The organism is Klebsiella sp. HC6 (assembly GCF_022605325.1).
GTDB classification, from domain to species: Bacteria; Pseudomonadota; Gammaproteobacteria; order Enterobacterales; family Enterobacteriaceae; genus Klebsiella; species Klebsiella terrigena.
Genome location: NZ_CP093276.1, coordinates 4,308,196 through 4,324,943, shown reverse-complemented (window position 1 = coordinate 4,324,943; position 16,748 = coordinate 4,308,196). Strand labels below are relative to the sequence as shown.

The following is a 16,748-nucleotide window of genomic DNA, read 5'->3' as shown; positions in this document are numbered from 1 at the left end:
CCCGGGAGGTCCCAGTATCATAGGTCGCTATGCGACTGGGGCGAGCGGGTGCAGCCAGGGCACCTGCAATTTGAAAAACGACGAGTATAGCCAGGATTGCAGGGGGCACATTGTAATGCTTTGGGGGGGCCCTGACCAGCGCGAGCGTAATCACCGCAGGCGCCTGAAAATCCGGTAAACTGAATGGATTGAGGTTTTAAGGATAATTGCCATGACAACTCACGCAACGGATGTCGCCATTATTGGCGGTGGAATGGTCGGCGGCGCCCTGGCGCTAGGGCTGGCACAGCACGGTTTTACGGTAACGGTCATCGAGAAGGCCGCGCCGGCGGCTTTTGACCCGACGCAGCCGCCGGACGTGCGCATTTCGGCGATCGGCTCTTCTTCCGTCGGGCTATTAAAAAGCCTCGGCGTCTGGGAGACGATACGCGCGATGCGCGTGCATCCGTATCGTCGGCTGGAGACCTGGGAGTGGGAAGCGGCTCACGTCTCCTTCGACGCCGCGGAGCTGGCGCTCTCTGAGCTGGGCTATATGGTGGAGAATAACGTGCTGCAGCTGGCTCTGTGGCAGGCGCTGGAGGCGCATGATCAGGTTACGCTGCGGGTTGGCGTTTCGCTGCAGGCGCTGCAGCGTGAATCTGCGCATACGCTGTTGCGCCTGAGCGACGGCAGCGAGTGCGCGGCCCGGCTGGTTATCGGCGCCGACGGCGCAAACTCCGAGGTGCGTCGGCTGGCCGGGATTGGCGTACAGGCGTGGCAGTACCAGCAATCCTGCATGTTGATTAGCGTCCAGTGCGCCGGCGATCCCGGCGACAGCACCTGGCAGCAGTTTACGCCCTCCGGGCCGCGCGCGTTTCTGCCGCTGTTCGATCGCTGGGCCTCGCTGGTCTGGTACGACACCCCCGCGCGAATTCGTCAGCTGCAGGGGATGAGCATGGCGCAGCTCCAGCAGGAGATCGGGCGCCACTTTCCGTCGCGCTGTGGCGATGTCACGCCGCTAAGCGCCGGCGCGTTTCCGCTGACCCGCCGCCACGCGCTGCAGTACGTGCAGCCGGGGCTGGCGCTGGTGGGCGACGCGGCGCACACCATTCATCCGCTGGCGGGGCAGGGAGTGAATCTCGGCTATCGCGACGTCGATGCGATGCTGGATGTCTTAACGCGCGCGCGGGATCGCGGTGAGGAGTGGGACAGCCTGCCGGTGCTCAAACGCTATCAGACGCGGCGCAGAACCGATAATTTCATTATGCAGTCGGGGATGGATCTGTTTTACGTTGGCTTCAGCAACGATCTGGCGCCGGTGCGCGCGCTGCGCAATATCGGCCTGATGGCGGCGGCGCGGGCGGGTATTTTAAAGCGTCAGGCGCTGAAGTACGCGCTGGGGCTGTAGCGAAGAGGCTCCCCGGCCTGCGCGATGCAAAGCCGGGGAGCCGCGTTGCTATCATCGTGCGCTGAACGCGGCGGACGACAAAAACAAAAAAGCTCGCCGAAGCGAGCTTTTTTGTTACTAAGTGGCTGGGGTACGAGGATTCGAACCTCGGAATGCTGGTATCAGAAACCAGAGCCTTACCGCTTGGCGATACCCCAACGGGTGCGCTCACAAGTGAACGACTTTTTTAAATTGGCTGGGGTACGAGGATTCGAACCTCGGAATGCTGGTATCAGAAACCAGAGCCTTACCGCTTGGCGATACCCCAACAATTTTTTTGGATTTATCGAACTGAATCAATAATTCCCTATCTGGTGGCTACGACGGGATTCGAACCTGTGACCCCATCATTATGAGTGATGTGCTCTAACCAGCTGAGCTACGTAGCCAAATCTTATCACATTCTTCTATGGCTGGGGTACCTGGATTCGAACCAGGGAATGCCGGTATCAAAAACCGGTGCCTTACCGCTTGGCGATACCCCAATAACCGTCGCGGTGAACCGCTAACCTCGAAGAAATATGGCTGGGGTACCTGGATTCGAACCAGGGAATGCCGGTATCAAAAACCGGTGCCTTACCGCTTGGCGATACCCCATCCGTGCAACGCTTTCGGTGAATGGTGCGGGAGGCGAGACTTGAACTCGCACACCTTGCGGCGCCAGAACCTAAATCTGGTGCGTCTACCAATTTCGCCACTCCCGCAAAAAAAGATGGTGGCTACGACGGGATTCGAACCTGTGACCCCATCATTATGAGTGATGTGCTCTAACCAGCTGAGCTACGTAGCCATCTTTTTTTTCGCGTTACCTTATCGGCGTTGCGGGGCGCATTATGCGTATTGGGCCTGCGAGCGTCAACCTCTTTTTCAAGGAAAATCGCTGGAATGTGACTGTTTGGTTAGGTTGCGAGCAGCGTGGTGTAATAATCGGCAATTATTGGTTATTTATCGCTTTTAAGCCGTAAATAAAGGCATAAAAAAACGGACCCCGCGGGGTCCGTTTGTCGTCTGGCGTGATTATTTATAGGCCGACTGGTGCACGCCTACCGCGCGTCCTGACGGATCGTTCATGGTTTTGAAGGTTTCATCCCATTCGATCGCTTTAGCCGAAGAGCAGGCGACCGACGGGCCACCGGGGACGCACTCCGCGGCGCTCGGCAGCGGGAACAGCTCTTCGAAGATTTCACGGTACAGATACGCCTCTTTCGACGACGGCGTGTTGTACGGGAAGCGGAAGGCGGCGGTTTCCAGCTGCTGGTCGGAAACCTGCCCGGCCGCCACTTCTTTCAGCGTATCAATCCAGCTGTAGCCGACGCCGTCTGAGAACTGCTCCTTCTGGCGCCACGCCACGCTTGCCGGCAGGTAGGATTCAAAGCATTCGCGCAGGATATGCTTTTCCATTTTGCCGTTGCCGCACATTTTATCCTGCGGGTTGATGCGCATGGCGACGTCGAGGAACTGCTTGTCGAGGAACGGCACGCGGGCTTCCACGCCCCACGCGGACATCGCTTTGTTCGCACGGGCGCAGTCAAACATATGCAGCGCCTGCAGCTTGCGCACGGTTTCTTCATGCAGCTCTTTGGCGTTTGGCGCTTTGTGGAAATAGAGATAGCCGCCAAAGACCTCATCAGAACCTTCGCCTGACAGCACCATTTTGATGCCCATCGCTTTGATTTTACGTGACATCAGGTACATCGGCGTCGACGCGCGGATGGTGGTCACGTCGTAAGTTTCGATGTGATAAATCACGTCGCGAATGGCGTCGAGGCCTTCCTGCACGGTGAAGTGGATCTCGTGGTGCACGGTGCCCAGATGGTTTGCCACTTCCTGCGCGGCTTTCAGATCCGGCGATCCGACCAGGCCGACGGCAAAGGAGTGCAGCTGCGGCCACCAGGCTTCGCTACGCTCCTGATCTTCAACGCGACGGGCGGCAAATTTTTTGGTGATTGCGGAGATGACCGAAGAGTCCAGGCCGCCGGAAAGCAGCACGCCGTAAGGAACGTCGGACATCAGGTGGCTTTTCACCGACTCTTCCAGCGCCTGACGCAGCTCGTTTTTATCGGTCACGTTGTCTTTTACCGCGTCGTAATCAAACCAGTCGCGCTGGTAGTATTCACGGATTTCGCCATCTTTGCTCCACAGGTAGCTGCCCGCCGGGAACTCTTTAATGGTGCGGCACACCGGAACCAGCGCCTTCATTTCTGATGCGACGTAGAAGTTACCGTGTTCGTCGTGACCCATATACAGCGGAATAATACCGATATGGTCGCGGCCGATCAGATAAGCATCCTTCTCGCTGTCGTACAGCGCGAAGGCAAACATTCCCTGCAGATCGTCGAGGAAGGCCGGGCCTTTTTCCTGATACAGCGCGAGGATGACTTCGCAGTCCGAACCGGTCTGGAAGGTATAGCGGTCGCCGTATTCTGCGCGCAGCGCCTGGTGGTTATAAATTTCACCGTTCACCGCCAGGGCGTGGGTTTTTTGTTGGTTATACAGCGGCTGGGCGCCGGCGTTAACGTCAACGATAGAGAGACGTTCATGGACCAGAATAGCTTTATCGCTGGCGTAGACGCCGGACCAGTCCGGCCCGCGGTGGCGCATCAGGCGGGAAAGCTCCAGTGCCTTTTTACGCAGTTCTACCGCGTCAGTTTTAATATCCAGTACGCCGAAAATTGAACACATAGCCTTCTCCGTTACCCTATCGTATTTGATGTTGTGCAGACGTCGTCTTGTTGCGAGGTCTTAGTGAGTGTTTAAGAAAATGCCGCAAAGGAGAGGGCGGTGCAAGGCTTTTACGGGGGCAACAGGAAAAAACGCAATGGCGATTGTTGAATATTAAAAAAAGAATATGTTTTGAGCGACTTTATTGACGGATATTCAAAAATAAGCCGCTTTCATTAGATGAAGGCTTTTCATTGTGGGTGAAAAATGAAAAACCACGTCCTGGGACGTGGTTTGGCTTAGAAAATATCGATTTCGGCGACCGACGGATAGATCCACGACGGTCGGAACGGCAGGCTGTCGATATCGTCGAGCGTCGAGACGCCGGACAGCACGAGGATCGTTTCCAGCCCGGCCTGGAAGCCCGCCAGAATATCGGTACGCAGGTTATCGCCGACAATCACGGTTTGCTCGGAGTGCGCCTGCATCTTGTTCAGCGCGGAGCGGATAATCCACGGGCTCGGCTTGCCGACGTAAAACGGCTTGCGGCCGGAGATCTTCTCAATCCCCGCGCACAGCGCGCCGCATGCCGGGTAGAAGCCGCGGCCGTGGGTGTCCGGATTGGTGGCAATAAAGCGCGCGCCGTTTGCCACGAAGAAGGCCGCTTTGTGCATCATCTCCCAGTTGAAGGAGCGGGTCTCGCCGACGATGACAAAATCCGGGTTGACGTCGGTGATGGTGAAGCCAGCCTTATAAAGCTCGTGGATCAGCGCGCCTTCACCCACAACGTAGGCTTTTTTGCCTTCCTGACGGCGCAGAAAGTCGGCGGTCGCCATAGCTGAGGTATAAAAGGCGCTATCCGGGACGTCAATGCCCGCCGTGGCGAAGCGGTTTGCCAGATCCTGGCCGGTCTGGGACGGATAGTTGGTCAACATCACCAGCGGCATATCTTTTTCGAGAATGCGTTTGATAAATTCAGCAGCGCCCGGTACGGCCACATTGTCGTGCATCAGCACGCCGTCAATATCACAAATTACGTTTTGAATGGTCATGGACAGTCCGACATCGTTGAAGAAAAGCAGAAATTCGTGAACCAGAATACGCTAACTTTCCAGCAGGCGCTGGAGCAGGATCCCGTTGAGCATCGCGCGTTTCACCAGCGCAAAGGCGCCGATCGCCGAACGATGATCGAGCGTGGAACGCACCACCGGCAGATTTTTACGAAACGCTTTTAGCGCCTGAGCGTTAATACAGCCTTCGATGGCCGGGAGCAAAACCTTTTCGGCTTCGATGATTTCACCGGCGATCACCACTTTCTGCGGGTTGAACAGGTTAATGGCGATGGCGATGGTTTTTCCCAGGTGGCGACCGACGTGTTCGATAACCTCGCAGGCCAGGGTATCGCCCCTATTGGCGGCTTTGCAGATGGCTTTTATATTGCACTCATCGACGCTAAGGCGACTCTGATAGCCCTGTTCCAGCAGGTGGCGCACCCGCTGTTCGATGGCCGCATTGGCGGCGACGGTCTCCAGGCAGCCGAAGTTGCCGCAGTGGCAGCGTTCGCCGAGCGGGTCGACCTGGATATGGCCGATCTCGCCCACGTTACCGTTGCGGCCGATAAAAATGCGGCCGTTGGAGATGATCCCCGCCCCGGTGCCGCGGTGGACGCGCACCAGAATAGAGTCCTCGCAGTCCTGACTTGCCCCAAAGTAGTGCTCCGCCAGCGCCAGGCTGCGGATATCATGGCCGACAAAACAGGTGACTTTAAAGCGTTTTTCCAGCGCCTCTACCAGACCCCAGTTCTCAACCTGAATGTGCGGCATGTAGCGGATAACGCCGCTTTCCGGATCGACAAGGCCGGGTAAAATCACCGAGATGGCGATGAGTTCGCGGATCTTGCGCTGGCAGCGTTCGCTAAAGGCGGCAATGATGTTCAGCAGCGCGTGCTCGAGGGTTTCCTGGGTGCGCTCCGGCAGCGGGAAGTGCTCCTCTTCCAGCGTCTTGCTGCTTAAATCGTACAGGGTCAGGGTGGCGTCGTGGCGGCCGAGGCGTATGCCAATGGCCTGGAAGCTGCGGGTCTCGGCAATAATGGAGATAGCGCGGCGGCCTCCGGTGGAGGCCTGCTGATCGACTTCTTTGATCAGCCCGCGTTCAATCAGTTGACGCGTGATTTTAGTCACGCTGGCAGGGGCAAGCTGGCTTTGTTCCGCGATCTGAATGCGCGAGATGGGGCCATGCTGGTCAATCAGGCGGTATACGGCCGCGCTGTTCAGCTGTTTTACGAGATCAACGTTACCAATTTGAGCATGTCCGCCTGCTGTCATACTTTTACTTACTCAGTGACGACCTCGTTACCATTAACGATGGTCTTGATGATTTTATAGTCGCGGGTAAAGGCGGTCAGGTTAGCGACCATTCCCGGCGCAATGCTGCCGAGCTGCTTTTCCACGCCAATGGCGCGCGCAGGGTAGAGGGTTGCCATTCGCAACACTTCTTCCAGCGCGATACCGCAATGTTCAACGAGATTACGCACGCCTTCAATCATGGTCAGCGAAGAACCACTGAGGGTACCGTTTTCATCTACGCACAGTCCGTTACGGTAGTATATTGTTTTACCAGCAAAAATGAACTGCTCAATATCGGCACCCGCCGGCGCGGTGGCGTCGGTCACGAGGCACAGCTTGTCGCCCTTCAGGCGCTTCGCATTGCGTACGTTAGCATAATCAACGTGCATACCGTCGACGATAATACCGCAGTAAACGTCCGGCTCGTCAAAAATAGCGCCCGCCAGGCCCGGCTCGCGACCGGTAATATACGGCATGGCGTTATACAGATGGGTCGCAAAGGTGATGCCCGCGCGGAAACCGATTTTGGCTTCCTTAAGGGTGGCGTTGGAGTGCCCTGCGGAGACGACAATCCCGGCGTTGACCAGTTGGCGAATCACTTCTGGCCCGACGCGCTCCGGAGCAAGGGTCACCTTGGTGATGACATCGGCATTTTCGCACAGGAAGTCCACCAGCGCGGCGTCCGGTTTACGCACGTAGTCCGGGTTGTGAGTCCCTTTTTTTACGATGTTCAGCCACGGGCCTTCAAGATGCAGGCCCAGCGCCTGGTTAGGATATTTTTGCAGGTACTCGCGCATGACGCGCACGCCCTGTTTCATTAGATCGTCGCTGGAGGTAATCAGCGTTGGCAGATAGCTGGTGCAGCCGGATCGTTCGTTGGCCTTCTGCATGATTTCCAGCGTTTCGACGGTCACCGCATCCGGGCTGTCGTTAAACTGCACGCCGCCGCAGCCGTTCAGCTGGACGTCGATAAAACCGGGGGCGAGAATGGCGCCGTTGACCGAGCGTTGCTCAATCTCGGACGGTAAATCAGCCAGGGAACAGATTCGTTCGATAAGGCCATCAGCGATAACTATCGCATGGTCATCCAGAATTTCATGACCGGTATAGATCCGGCCTTGGGTTAATGCATACATACGACCCCCGGTTTACGCACGCTATCCTTCAAGCCAGCCTCTTTAGCAGACCGTTAATTGACCGTTTTACTGCCGCCTGAATGATTTTGTGCATCAGAAAAAAAGAAATGTCCCGCGGGGGTAGCCGCAGGACGGGACCAGATTACAGCCCTTTGACGTTTTCGGCTTCTAATTCGTTGAAGTATTTCAGCGTCTTCACTTTCAGTTCCATGGTGGACGGCTCGTCGCAAACGATCACTGCTTTCGGGTGCAGCTGCAGACAGGTAATGGTCCACATGTGGTTGACGTTGCCTTCTACCGCCGCCTGCAGCGCCAGCGCTTTCTGATGGCCCAGCACCAGAATCATCACCTCTTCGGCATCCAGCAGGGTGCCAACGCCCACGGTCAGCGCATATTTCGGTACCAGGTCAACGTCGCCGTCGAAGAAGCGGGAGTTTGCCACGCGGGTGTCATGGGTCAGGGTTTTAATGCGGGTACGGGAAGCCAGAGAAGAGGCCGGCTCGTTGAACGCGATGTGGCCGTCGTTACCCACGCCGCCCATAAACAGGTTAATTTTGCCGTAGGAGCGGATTTTCTCTTCATAGCGGCGACATTCTGCATCGATGTCTGGCGCATTACCGTTGAGCAGGTTAATGTTTTCTGCCTGAATATCAACATGATCAAAGAAGTTGCGGTGCATAAAGCTATGATAGCTCTCCGGATGCTCCTTCGGCAGGCCAACGTACTCATCCATGTTGAAAGTGACAACGTGTTCGAAGCTAACCTGGCCCGCTTTGTGCATCTCAACCAGAGCTTTGTAGGCGGTAAGAGGTGTACCACCGGTAGGCAGACCCAGTACAAACGGACGGTCCGCAGTCGGTTTGAACGCATTGATGCGGTTAACGATGTGGCGAGCAGCCCATTTACCTACTTGTTCAGCTGTTACCAGGGGAATCAGTCTCATTCTTCACCTCTATAGTTAAATTATAACCTGGCGGATTGGCGCCAGTACTCTATGAAGAGTATTGCAGTAACTACGCCGACCGGCTCAATCCGTGTTGATTTTTTGAATGATAAAATAAGTTTTCGTTGTTAGCCAGTCCAGGGGAGGGGTTAATACGATATTTGGTGATTATAGTCACAAAAAATACGCGTTTAATTTGCGATACGAATTAAATTTTCACACACTTTGCGGGTAAGTTAAAAAACTGACCTTTTTACACAATAAAAAAATGGCTTTGAGTGAGCCTCATCGGGGTCTCATAGGGGGAATAAGATGAATATTTTAGGTTTTTTTCAGCGGCTAGGTAGGGCGTTACAGCTCCCTATCGCCGTGCTGCCCGTCGCAGCGCTGCTGCTGCGATTCGGTCAACCCGATCTGCTTAACGTGGCGTTCATCGCGCAGGCAGGCGGGGCAATCTTTGATAACCTGGCGCTGATTTTTGCGATCGGCGTGGCGTCCAGCTGGTCTAAAGACAGCGCCGGCGCGGCGGCGCTGGCCGGTGCGGTAGGTTATTTCGTATTAACCAAAGCCATGGTCACCATCAACCCAGAAATTAACATGGGCGTGCTGGCGGGGATCATTACCGGTCTGGTTGCCGGTGCCGTTTATAACCGCTGGTCTGGCATCAAGCTGCCTGACTTCCTGAGCTTCTTCGGCGGGAAACGTTTTGTTCCTATCGCGACCGGCTTCTTCTGTCTGGTGCTGGCGGCCATCTTCGGCTACGTCTGGCCTCCGGTACAGCACGCTATTCACGCCGGCGGCGAGTGGATCGTGGCCGAGGGCGCGCTGGGTTCCGGTATCTTCGGTTTCATCAACCGTCTGCTGATCCCAACCGGCCTGCATCAGGTGCTGAACACCATTGCCTGGTTCCAGATCGGTGAGTTCACCAACGCCGCAGGCGCGGTGTTCCACGGCGACATCAACCGCTTCTACGCCGGTGACGGCACCGCGGGGATGTTCATGTCCGGCTTCTTCCCGATCATGATGTTCGGTCTGCCGGGTGCGGCGCTGGCGATGTACTTCGCTGCGCCGAAAGAGCGTCGTCCGATGGTTGGCGGTATGCTGCTGTCGGTCGCTATCACCGCGTTCCTGACCGGTGTTACCGAGCCGCTGGAATTCCTGTTCATGTTCCTGGCTCCGCTGCTGTACCTCCTGCACGCCGTCCTGACCGGCATCAGCCTGTTTGTGGCCACGTCGCTGGGTATCCATGCGGGCTTCTCCTTCTCCGCAGGGGCCATTGACTACGTTCTGATGTACAGCCTGCCGGCAGCCAGCAAAAACGTCTGGATGCTGATTGTCATGGGCGTGGTGTTCTTCTTCATCTACTTCCTGCTGTTCACCGCAGTAATCCGCATGTTCAACCTGAAAACGCCGGGTCGTGAAGATAAAACTGACGACGTGGTAACTTCGGAAGCCAACAGCAACACCGAAGAGGGTTTGACCCAGCTGGCTACGCAGTACATTGCGGCCGTCGGCGGGACTGACAACCTGAAAGCGATTGATGCCTGTATTACCCGTCTGCGTCTGACCGTTGCGGATTCCGCGCGCGTTAACGATGCGGCCTGTAAACGCCTTGGCGCTTCCGGCGTGGTTAAGCTGAACAAACAAACCATCCAGGTTATCGTCGGTGCGAAAGCAGAGTCGGTCGGTGATGAGATGAAAAAAGTGGTTGCGCGCGGCCCGGTAGCCGCCACGGCCACCACAACCGACAGCGCGCCTGTCGCCGCTGCGGCTGCAAAACCGCAGGCTGTGGCTAACGCGAAAACTATCGCCGCGCTGGTGTCGCCGATTACCGGTGATATCGTGGCGCTGGACCAGGTCCCGGACGAAGCGTTCGCCAGCAAAGCCGTCGGCGACGGCGTGGCGGTGAAACCGACCGATAAGATTGTGGTCTCCCCGGCTGCGGGCACCATCGTTAAGATCTTCAATACCAACCACGCGTTCTGTCTGGAAACGGAAAACGGCGCGGAAATCGTTGTCCATATGGGCATTGATACCGTCGCGCTGAACGGCCAGGGCTTCAAGCGCCTGGTCGAAGAGGGCGCGGAAGTGAAGGCAGGCCAGCCGATTCTGGAAATGGATCTGGACTTCCTCAACGCGAACGCCCGTTCGATGATTAGCCCGGTAGTCTGCAGCAACAGCGATGATTACAGCGCGCTGGTGATTCTGGCGACCGGTAAAGTTATCGCCGGCCAGACGCCGCTGTATGAGATTAAAGGCAAGTAGGGCTCCTGAGTAGAGTTTATGCCTGTGCGGCGGGGGGAAACCTCCGCCGCTTTTTTTTGCAGCAAATGACCCCATAATCTCCTTCAGATACGTATTTTCAGTAACTAATAGTTGTCTCCACGTCCTGCTTGTAAGATCATGTCCCGTTATACGTTGTTTACGCTTTGAGGAACCCACGATGAGTGAGGCAGAAGCCCGCCCAACTAACTTTATTCGTCAGATCATTGATGAAGATCTGGCTACTGGTAAGCACACCACCGTTCATACGCGCTTCCCGCCGGAGCCGAACGGTTATCTGCACATTGGCCACGCGAAATCAATTTGCCTGAACTTCGGCATTGCTCAGGATTATCAAGGCCAATGCAACCTGCGCTTCGATGACACCAACCCGGTGAAAGAAGATATCGAATACGTTGAGTCGATTAAAAACGACGTGCAGTGGTTAGGTTTCCACTGGTCCGGGAAAGTTTGCTACTCGTCTGATTATTTCGATCAGCTGCACAGCTACGCCGTTGAGCTGATCAATAAAGGTTTGGCCTACGTTGACGAGCTGTCGGCTGAAGAGATCCGCGAATACCGCGGCTCGCTGAAAGCGCCGGGCAAAAACAGCCCGTACCGCGATCGCAGCGTAGAAGAGAACCTGGCGCTGTTTGAAAAAATGCGCGCCGGTGGTTTTGCGGAAGGTAAAGCCTGCCTGCGTGCGAAAATCGATATGGCTTCGCCGTTTATCGTCATGCGCGATCCGGTGCTGTACCGCATTAAGTTCGCCGATCACCATCAGACCGGCAGCAAGTGGTGCATCTACCCGATGTATGACTTTACCCACTGCATCAGCGATGCGCTGGAAGGTATTACGCACTCTCTGTGTACCCTGGAGTTCCAGGATAACCGTCGCCTGTACGATTGGGTGCTGGATAACATCAGCATCCCGGTTCACCCGCGCCAGTACGAATTCTCACGCCTGAATCTCGAATATACCGTGATGTCCAAGCGCAAGCTCAACCTGCTGGTCACCGATAAGCACGTTGAGGGCTGGGACGATCCGCGTATGCCGACGATCTCCGGCCTGCGTCGCCGCGGCTACACCGCCGAATCGATTCGCGAGTTCTGTAAGCGCATCGGCGTGACCAAACAGGACAACACCATTGAAATGGCGTCGCTGGAGTCCTGCATTCGTGAAGATCTTAACGAAAACGCCCCGCGCGCAATGGCCGTTATCGATCCGGTAAGACTGGTTATCGAAAACTATCCGCAGGGCGGCAGTGAAAATGTGACCATGCCGAACCATCCGAGCAAGCCGGAAATGGGCAGCCGCGACGTGCCGTTCAGCGGTGAGATCTGGATCGATCGCGCTGACTTCCGTGAGGAAGCCAACAAGCAGTACAAGCGTCTGGTGCTGGGCAAAGAGGTTCGCCTGCGCAATGCCTACGTGATCAAAGCCGAGCGCGTAGAGAAGGATGCAGAGGGCAATATCACCACCATCTTCTGCACCTATGATGCCGATACGCTGAGCAAAGATCCTGCTGACGGCCGCAAGGTGAAGGGCGTTATCCACTGGGTGAGCGCGGCGCACGCGCTGCCGGTAGAAATTCGCCTGTACGACCGTCTGTTCAGCGTGCCGAATCCGGGCGCCGAAGAGGACTTCCTGGCCGTAATGAACCCTGAATCGCTGGTTATCAAGCACGGCTTTGCCGAGCCGAGCCTGGCGCAGGCGCAGGTCGGCAAGGCGCTGCAGTTCGAGCGCGAAGGCTACTTCTGCCTCGACAGCCGCTATGCAAGCGCTGACCGTCTGGTGTTTAACCGCACCGTTGGCCTGCGCGATACCTGGGCGAAGACCGGCGCATAAGCCCGCGTCCCCGCCTCGTCAGCAAAAACGCCGCCTCCGCGGCGTTTTTTATTTCCGTCATTCGTGGCCGAATATGGTTATTTTCGCGATGCGAATTAATCTTGTTTACAACCTGTAATATATCCCGTCGGGCCCGTCGGCGATTTTCGCGTAAAAAACCGCTGTAAGCGTTTCCATTTCCCGTTTTATCCTGATTTTGCAAACACTTCTGTACTAAATCTACGAAATTTAAGGCTGTAACAAAAAGACATAGAATATGTGCGCTTTGTCATAATCTTAAGCTTTGATCGGCGAAAGAGATTGATAATTCGCGTCACGAAAAATAGTCTATCCAGAGTGGATTTGCGGACTTTTTTCCGCACCGCTTTTTAGCAGTTTTATTTATTTTTCGCGGCTTGCCTTTGGCTCCGCGTTTTAAAACGTCAAAGAGGATATGCACATGCGTACGTTTAGTGGCAAACGTAGTACGCTGGCGCTGGCTATTGCCGCCGTCACCGCGATGTCGAGCTGGATCGTTGTTCCGCAGGCCAGCGCAGCAGGTTTTATTGATGATTCCACATTAACCGGCGGTATCTATTACTGGCAGCGTGAGCGCGACCGTAAAGACGTCACCGACGGCGATAAGTACAAAACCAACCTTTCGCATTCAACCTGGAACGCCAACCTGGACTTCCAGTCCGGCTATGCCGCCGATATGTTTGGTATCGACGTGGCGGCCTTTACCGCCATTGAAATGGCGGAAAGCAGCGAAAGCGGTCACCCGAACGAAATTGCCTTCTCCTCCAGAAATAAAGCCTACGACGAAGATTACTCCGGCGATAAGAGCGGGATCAGCCTCTATAAAGCGGCGGCAAAATTTAAGTATGGCCCGACGTGGGCGCGCGCTGGCTACATTCAGCCAACCGGGCAAACGCTGCTGGCTCCGCACTGGAGCTTTATGCCGGGCACTTATCAAGGTGCTGAAGCCGGAGCAAACTTTGATTACGGTGATTCCGGCGCGCTGAGTTTCTCCTACATGTGGACGAACGAATACAAAGCGCCGTGGCACATTGAGATGGATGAGTTCTACCAGAACGATAAGAAGACGAAAGTCGATTATCTGCACTCGCTGGGCGCCAAATATGATTTTAAAAACGACCTCGTGCTGGAGGCCGCGTTTGGCCAGGCCCAGGGGTATATCGACCAGTATTTTGCCAAGGCCAGCTATAAATTTGACGTTGCCGGTACCCCGTTAAACACCAGCTATCAGTTCTACGGCACCCGCGATAAGGTCAGCAACGGCGGCGCCAACGATATTTACGACGGCACCGCCTGGCTGCAGGCGCTGACCTTTGGCTACAAGGTTGCCGACGTGCTGGACCTGCGTCTGGAAGGTACCTGGGTTAAGGCCGAGGGCCAGCAGGGCTACTTCCTGCAGCGCATGACCCCAACCTACGCCTCCTCTAACGGCCGCCTGGACGTGTGGTGGGATAACCGCTCCGACTTTAACGCCAACGGCGAAAAGGCCGTGTTCTTTGGCGCGATGTACGACATGAAAAACTGGAATATGCCGGGCTGGGCGTTTGGTGCATCTTACGTTTACGCATGGGATGCGAAACCGGGCAAAATGGCGACGCCTGACGCGTACTACAACGCCGACAAACGTCTGGAAGAGTCGGCCTACAGCCTCGACGCCATGTATACCGTACAGGACGGCCGGGCAAAAGGAACGCTGTTCAAACTCCACTTCACCCAGTACGACAACCACTCCGATATTCCAAGCTGGAGCGGCGGTTACGGCAACATCTTCCAGGATGAGCGCGACGTGAAGTTTATGGTTATTGCCCCGTTCACTATTTTCTGATGCCGCAGCGGCGGGCGTAAGCCTGCCGCCAGCCTGTGAGGTTGATTATGAAAAAGCTATTGCTCATCGCCATCATGGCATCGGGTCTGGTGGCCTGTGCGCAGTCACCGGCGCCAAAAGAAGATACTAAGTTGAAGGATGCCTACAGCGCCTGCATCAATACGGCAGAAGGGAATCCGGATAAAGTTCAGGCCTGCCAGAGCGTGCTGAACGTTCTTAAAGAGGATAAGCAGCACCAGCAGTTCGCCACCCAGGAAAGCGTACGGGTGCTGGATTATCAGCAGTGTATCCTGGCGACCCGCACCGGCAACGATCAGGCGGTCAAAGCCCGCTGCGACCAGATCTGGAAAGAGATCCGCAGCAACAATACCCGGCCCTGATTTCCCTCGTACTCCGTATTTGCGGGCATAAAAAAAGCCAACCTTCAGGTTGGCTTTTTGCTGCTTACGCTGTGGGAAACTACTTTTCCACCGCGTCGTGCGCGTGTTCATTTTCGCGGCAGTCGCCTTCAGCACAGTGACCGTACAGGTACAGGCTGTGGTTGGTCAGGCGGATACCGTGACGGTGGGCAATTTCACGCTGACGCGCTTCGATGGAGTCATCGCTGAATTCGATCACTTTGCCACAATCGAGGCAAATCAGGTGATCGTGATGATGCTGCTGCGTCAGTTCGAAAACGGATTTACCGCCTTCAAAATTATGGCGGGTAACAATGCCGGCATCATCAAACTGGTTCAGTACGCGATAAACGGTAGCCAGACCGATCTCTTCCCCCATGTCGATCAGGCGTTTGTATAAATCTTCCGCGCTGACGTGATGGTTATCCGGCCCCTGCAGCACTTCCAGAATTTTTAATCGTGGAAGTGTGACTTTCAGGCCAGCCTTCTTCAATGCGGTATTGTTGTCAGTCATGCGGAATCTGTCCTGTTGCTAAACGATCTACTTCCATTAGCGGAAGTAATACAGAGAATCACCCGATGTAACGCGTCTCATTATAGAACTGCCATGATGAAATGAAAACCGCAAGCATCGAGCCTTGTATGCTGTCAAAAACGAGGCACAGGCTACAAACTGTGTCACGTCTCCTCGTTAAATCAGAGGACATTGTACAGATATGTGATTAAAAGTTAAAAACTTGTAGCTATTAGTTTTATTGCTTTTACCTATTAATACGACGATACCCGAAGGTATCGTCGTTTAACCATCAGGCATTTTTGATTTCTTCGAGATGAAGTTCTTCAGAAATCTGCTTAACCCATTTCTCAACGCGCTCGTTGGTCAGCTCAGGCTGACGGTCTTCATCGATAGCGAGACCGACGAAATGGTCGTCATCGGCGAGACCTTTAGAGGCTTCGAAATGGTAGCCCGCCGTTGGCCAGTGGCCGACGATGGTTGCGCCGCGCGGTTCGATGATGTCGCGAATGGTCCCCAGCGCGTCACAGAAGTATTCAGCGTAGTCTTCCTGGTCGCCGCAGCCAAACAGGGCGACGAGCTTACCGTTGAAGTCGACCTCTTCCAGCGTCGGGAAGAAATCATCCCAGTCACACTGCGCTTCACCGTAGTACCAGGTTGGGATGCCCAGCAGCAGAATGTCATGACCCTGCAGGTCTTCTTTGCTGCTTTTGGCAATGTCGTGAACATCAGCAACGTCTTTACCGAGCTGCTTTTGGATCATTTTTGCAATATTTTCGGTGTTGCCGGTGTCGCTGCCAAAAAAGATGCCGATGATTGCCATGAGTAAAATAACCTCTTGAAACTTAATGATGTGGTAGTGGCGTAATGCCCGCAGATAACGGCAATCATAGCAGAACAGGGAAGGGCGCGGAAACAGCAATCATGCCCGACTGCACACTCTGCTACACGAAAGTGCTGTTTTTGAGGTTTCTCAGACTTTACCCTGGCTATGTAGGGCTGCAAGCTGGTTCATCAACATCTCTTCAATCAGATCGCTACGGTTCATATTGCGGGCATCAGCTAGCTCATTGAGCGCATCAACCGCTTCAGCGTTGAGCTTGAGCTCCACGCGCTTTAAGCCGCGAACTTTGTCGCGTTTAAGCTGGTTGCGTTTATTGATGCGCAGCTGCTCGTCGCGCGAAAGCGGATTGGTCTTTGGTCTACCCGGGCGACGCTCGGTTGCGAACAAATCTAATGTCGTACGGTCCGTTTGTTCTTTTGCCATGATTCAGAGTGACTTCGGGGAAACGAGTTGTCGGGCCATTGCCGACACAGATAGCGCGCCATAATACATCAGGCGAACCGCTGCGCCAACGACCGCGGGCATTC

The 16,748-nt window shown here is 55.2% G+C and carries 13 protein-coding genes and 7 tRNA genes; 5 read left to right on the top strand and 15 right to left on the bottom strand.

Annotated elements, in window-relative coordinates; genetic code table 11:
* Window positions 1-211: 211 nt before the first annotated feature.
* Entirely contained in the window at window positions 212-1,387 is a 1,176-nt protein-coding gene (ubiF, locus tag MMW58_RS21020) for a 3-demethoxyubiquinol 3-hydroxylase (RefSeq protein ID WP_241722028.1), read from the top strand.
* Between the two features lie 122 nt (window positions 1,388-1,509).
* Here ubiF and MMW58_RS21015 read toward each other — a convergent pair.
* The 12 genes from MMW58_RS21015 to nagB form a co-directional block, all read right to left on the bottom strand.
* Window positions 1,510-1,584, bottom strand: a tRNA-Gln gene (locus MMW58_RS21015).
* Between the two features lie 35 nt (window positions 1,585-1,619).
* Window positions 1,620-1,694 (bottom strand) — tRNA-Gln (locus tag MMW58_RS21010).
* 44 nt (window positions 1,695-1,738) lie between these two features.
* Window positions 1,739-1,815, bottom strand: a tRNA-Met gene (locus MMW58_RS21005).
* A gap of 21 nt (window positions 1,816-1,836) precedes the next feature.
* A tRNA-Gln gene (locus MMW58_RS21000) sits at window positions 1,837-1,911 on the bottom strand.
* Window positions 1,912-1,948: 37 nt separating this feature from the next.
* Window positions 1,949-2,023 (bottom strand) — tRNA-Gln (locus MMW58_RS20995).
* Between the two features lie 22 nt (window positions 2,024-2,045).
* Window positions 2,046-2,130, bottom strand: a tRNA-Leu gene (locus MMW58_RS20990).
* 9 nt (window positions 2,131-2,139) lie between these two features.
* A tRNA-Met gene (locus MMW58_RS20985) sits at window positions 2,140-2,216 on the bottom strand.
* A 227-nt stretch (window positions 2,217-2,443) separates the two neighbouring features.
* Entirely contained in the window at window positions 2,444-4,108 is a 1,665-nt protein-coding gene (asnB, locus tag MMW58_RS20980) for an asparagine synthase B (protein ID WP_133596828.1), read from the bottom strand.
* Between the two features lie 278 nt (window positions 4,109-4,386).
* Window positions 4,387-5,139 carry an HAD-IIA family hydrolase gene (locus MMW58_RS20975; RefSeq protein ID WP_015584887.1) on the bottom strand — a complete coding sequence of 251 codons (753 nt, stop codon included), beginning with the start codon at window positions 5,137-5,139 and terminating at the stop codon, window positions 4,387-4,389.
* A 51-nt stretch (window positions 5,140-5,190) separates the two neighbouring features.
* The gene (gene nagC, locus MMW58_RS20970) at window positions 5,191-6,411 is read right to left on the bottom strand and encodes a DNA-binding transcriptional regulator NagC (RefSeq protein WP_241722027.1); all 1,221 of its coding nucleotides are present in this window, start codon (window positions 6,409-6,411) and stop codon (window positions 5,191-5,193) included.
* Window positions 6,412-6,419: 8 nt separating this feature from the next.
* Complete coding sequence (gene nagA, locus MMW58_RS20965) at window positions 6,420-7,568, bottom strand: N-acetylglucosamine-6-phosphate deacetylase (protein ID WP_241722026.1); 1,149 nt, start codon at window positions 7,566-7,568, stop codon at window positions 6,420-6,422.
* Window positions 7,569-7,710: 142 nt separating this feature from the next.
* Complete coding sequence (gene nagB / locus MMW58_RS20960) at window positions 7,711-8,511, bottom strand: glucosamine-6-phosphate deaminase (protein WP_045854476.1); 801 nt, start codon at window positions 8,509-8,511, stop codon at window positions 7,711-7,713.
* A 312-nt stretch (window positions 8,512-8,823) separates the two neighbouring features.
* Between nagB and nagE the strand changes: the two genes are divergently transcribed.
* The 4 genes from nagE (at window position 8,824) to MMW58_RS20935 (ending at window position 14,845) form a co-directional block, all read left to right on the top strand.
* On the top strand, window positions 8,824-10,776 hold the full coding sequence (gene nagE / locus MMW58_RS20955) for a PTS N-acetyl glucosamine transporter subunit IIABC (protein WP_159236059.1): 1,953 nt from the start codon (window positions 8,824-8,826) through the stop codon (window positions 10,774-10,776).
* 178 nt (window positions 10,777-10,954) lie between these two features.
* On the top strand, window positions 10,955-12,622 hold the full coding sequence (gene glnS, locus MMW58_RS20950; protein WP_241722025.1) for a glutamine--tRNA ligase: 1,668 nt from the start codon (window positions 10,955-10,957) through the stop codon (window positions 12,620-12,622).
* Window positions 12,623-13,061: 439 nt separating this feature from the next.
* Window positions 13,062-14,465 (top strand): chitoporin ChiP, encoded by a 1,404-nt coding sequence (chiP, locus tag MMW58_RS20940; RefSeq protein ID WP_123707018.1) that lies wholly within the window; start codon window positions 13,062-13,064, stop codon window positions 14,463-14,465.
* A gap of 47 nt (window positions 14,466-14,512) precedes the next feature.
* Entirely contained in the window at window positions 14,513-14,845 is a 333-nt protein-coding gene (locus tag MMW58_RS20935; protein WP_045854480.1) for a ChiQ/YbfN family lipoprotein, read from the top strand.
* 79 nt (window positions 14,846-14,924) lie between these two features.
* Here the strand turns inward: MMW58_RS20935 and fur are convergent, their stop codons facing one another.
* From fur to ybfE, 3 genes are all read right to left on the bottom strand, one after another.
* Complete coding sequence (gene fur, locus MMW58_RS20930; RefSeq protein WP_045854481.1) at window positions 14,925-15,377, bottom strand: ferric iron uptake transcriptional regulator; 453 nt, start codon at window positions 15,375-15,377, stop codon at window positions 14,925-14,927.
* 292 nt (window positions 15,378-15,669) lie between these two features.
* The gene (gene fldA, locus MMW58_RS20925; protein WP_148250773.1) at window positions 15,670-16,200 is read right to left on the bottom strand and encodes a flavodoxin FldA; all 531 of its coding nucleotides are present in this window, start codon (window positions 16,198-16,200) and stop codon (window positions 15,670-15,672) included.
* Between the two features lie 150 nt (window positions 16,201-16,350).
* On the bottom strand, window positions 16,351-16,644 hold the full coding sequence (gene ybfE, locus MMW58_RS20920) for a LexA regulated protein (protein ID WP_041144611.1): 294 nt from the start codon (window positions 16,642-16,644) through the stop codon (window positions 16,351-16,353).
* Window positions 16,645-16,748 lie beyond the last annotated feature (104 nt).

Excerpts from the sequence above, each read along its gene's own strand:
- ubiF (WP_241722028.1), top strand. The coding sequence starts at position 212 with ATGACAACTCACGCAACGGATGTCGCCATTATTGGCGGTGGAATGGTC.
- asnB (WP_133596828.1), bottom strand. The coding sequence starts at position 4,108 with ATGTGTTCAATTTTCGGCGTACTGGATATTAAAACTGACGCGGTAGAA.
- MMW58_RS20975 (WP_015584887.1), bottom strand. The coding sequence starts at position 5,139 with ATGACCATTCAAAACGTAATTTGTGATATTGACGGCGTGCTGATGCAC.
- nagC (WP_241722027.1), bottom strand. The coding sequence starts at position 6,411 with ATGACAGCAGGCGGACATGCTCAAATTGGTAACGTTGATCTCGTAAAA.
- nagA (WP_241722026.1), bottom strand. The coding sequence starts at position 7,568 with ATGTATGCATTAACCCAAGGCCGGATCTATACCGGTCATGAAATTCTG.
- nagB (WP_045854476.1), bottom strand. The coding sequence starts at position 8,511 with ATGAGACTGATTCCCCTGGTAACAGCTGAACAAGTAGGTAAATGGGCT.
- nagE (WP_159236059.1), top strand. The coding sequence starts at position 8,824 with ATGAATATTTTAGGTTTTTTTCAGCGGCTAGGTAGGGCGTTACAGCTC.
- glnS (WP_241722025.1), top strand. The coding sequence starts at position 10,955 with ATGAGTGAGGCAGAAGCCCGCCCAACTAACTTTATTCGTCAGATCATT.
- chiP (WP_123707018.1), top strand. The coding sequence starts at position 13,062 with ATGCGTACGTTTAGTGGCAAACGTAGTACGCTGGCGCTGGCTATTGCC.
- MMW58_RS20935 (WP_045854480.1), top strand. The coding sequence starts at position 14,513 with ATGAAAAAGCTATTGCTCATCGCCATCATGGCATCGGGTCTGGTGGCC.
- fur (WP_045854481.1), bottom strand. The coding sequence starts at position 15,377 with ATGACTGACAACAATACCGCATTGAAGAAGGCTGGCCTGAAAGTCACA.
- fldA (WP_148250773.1), bottom strand. The coding sequence starts at position 16,200 with ATGGCAATCATCGGCATCTTTTTTGGCAGCGACACCGGCAACACCGAA.
- ybfE (WP_041144611.1), bottom strand. The coding sequence starts at position 16,644 with ATGGCAAAAGAACAAACGGACCGTACGACATTAGATTTGTTCGCAACC.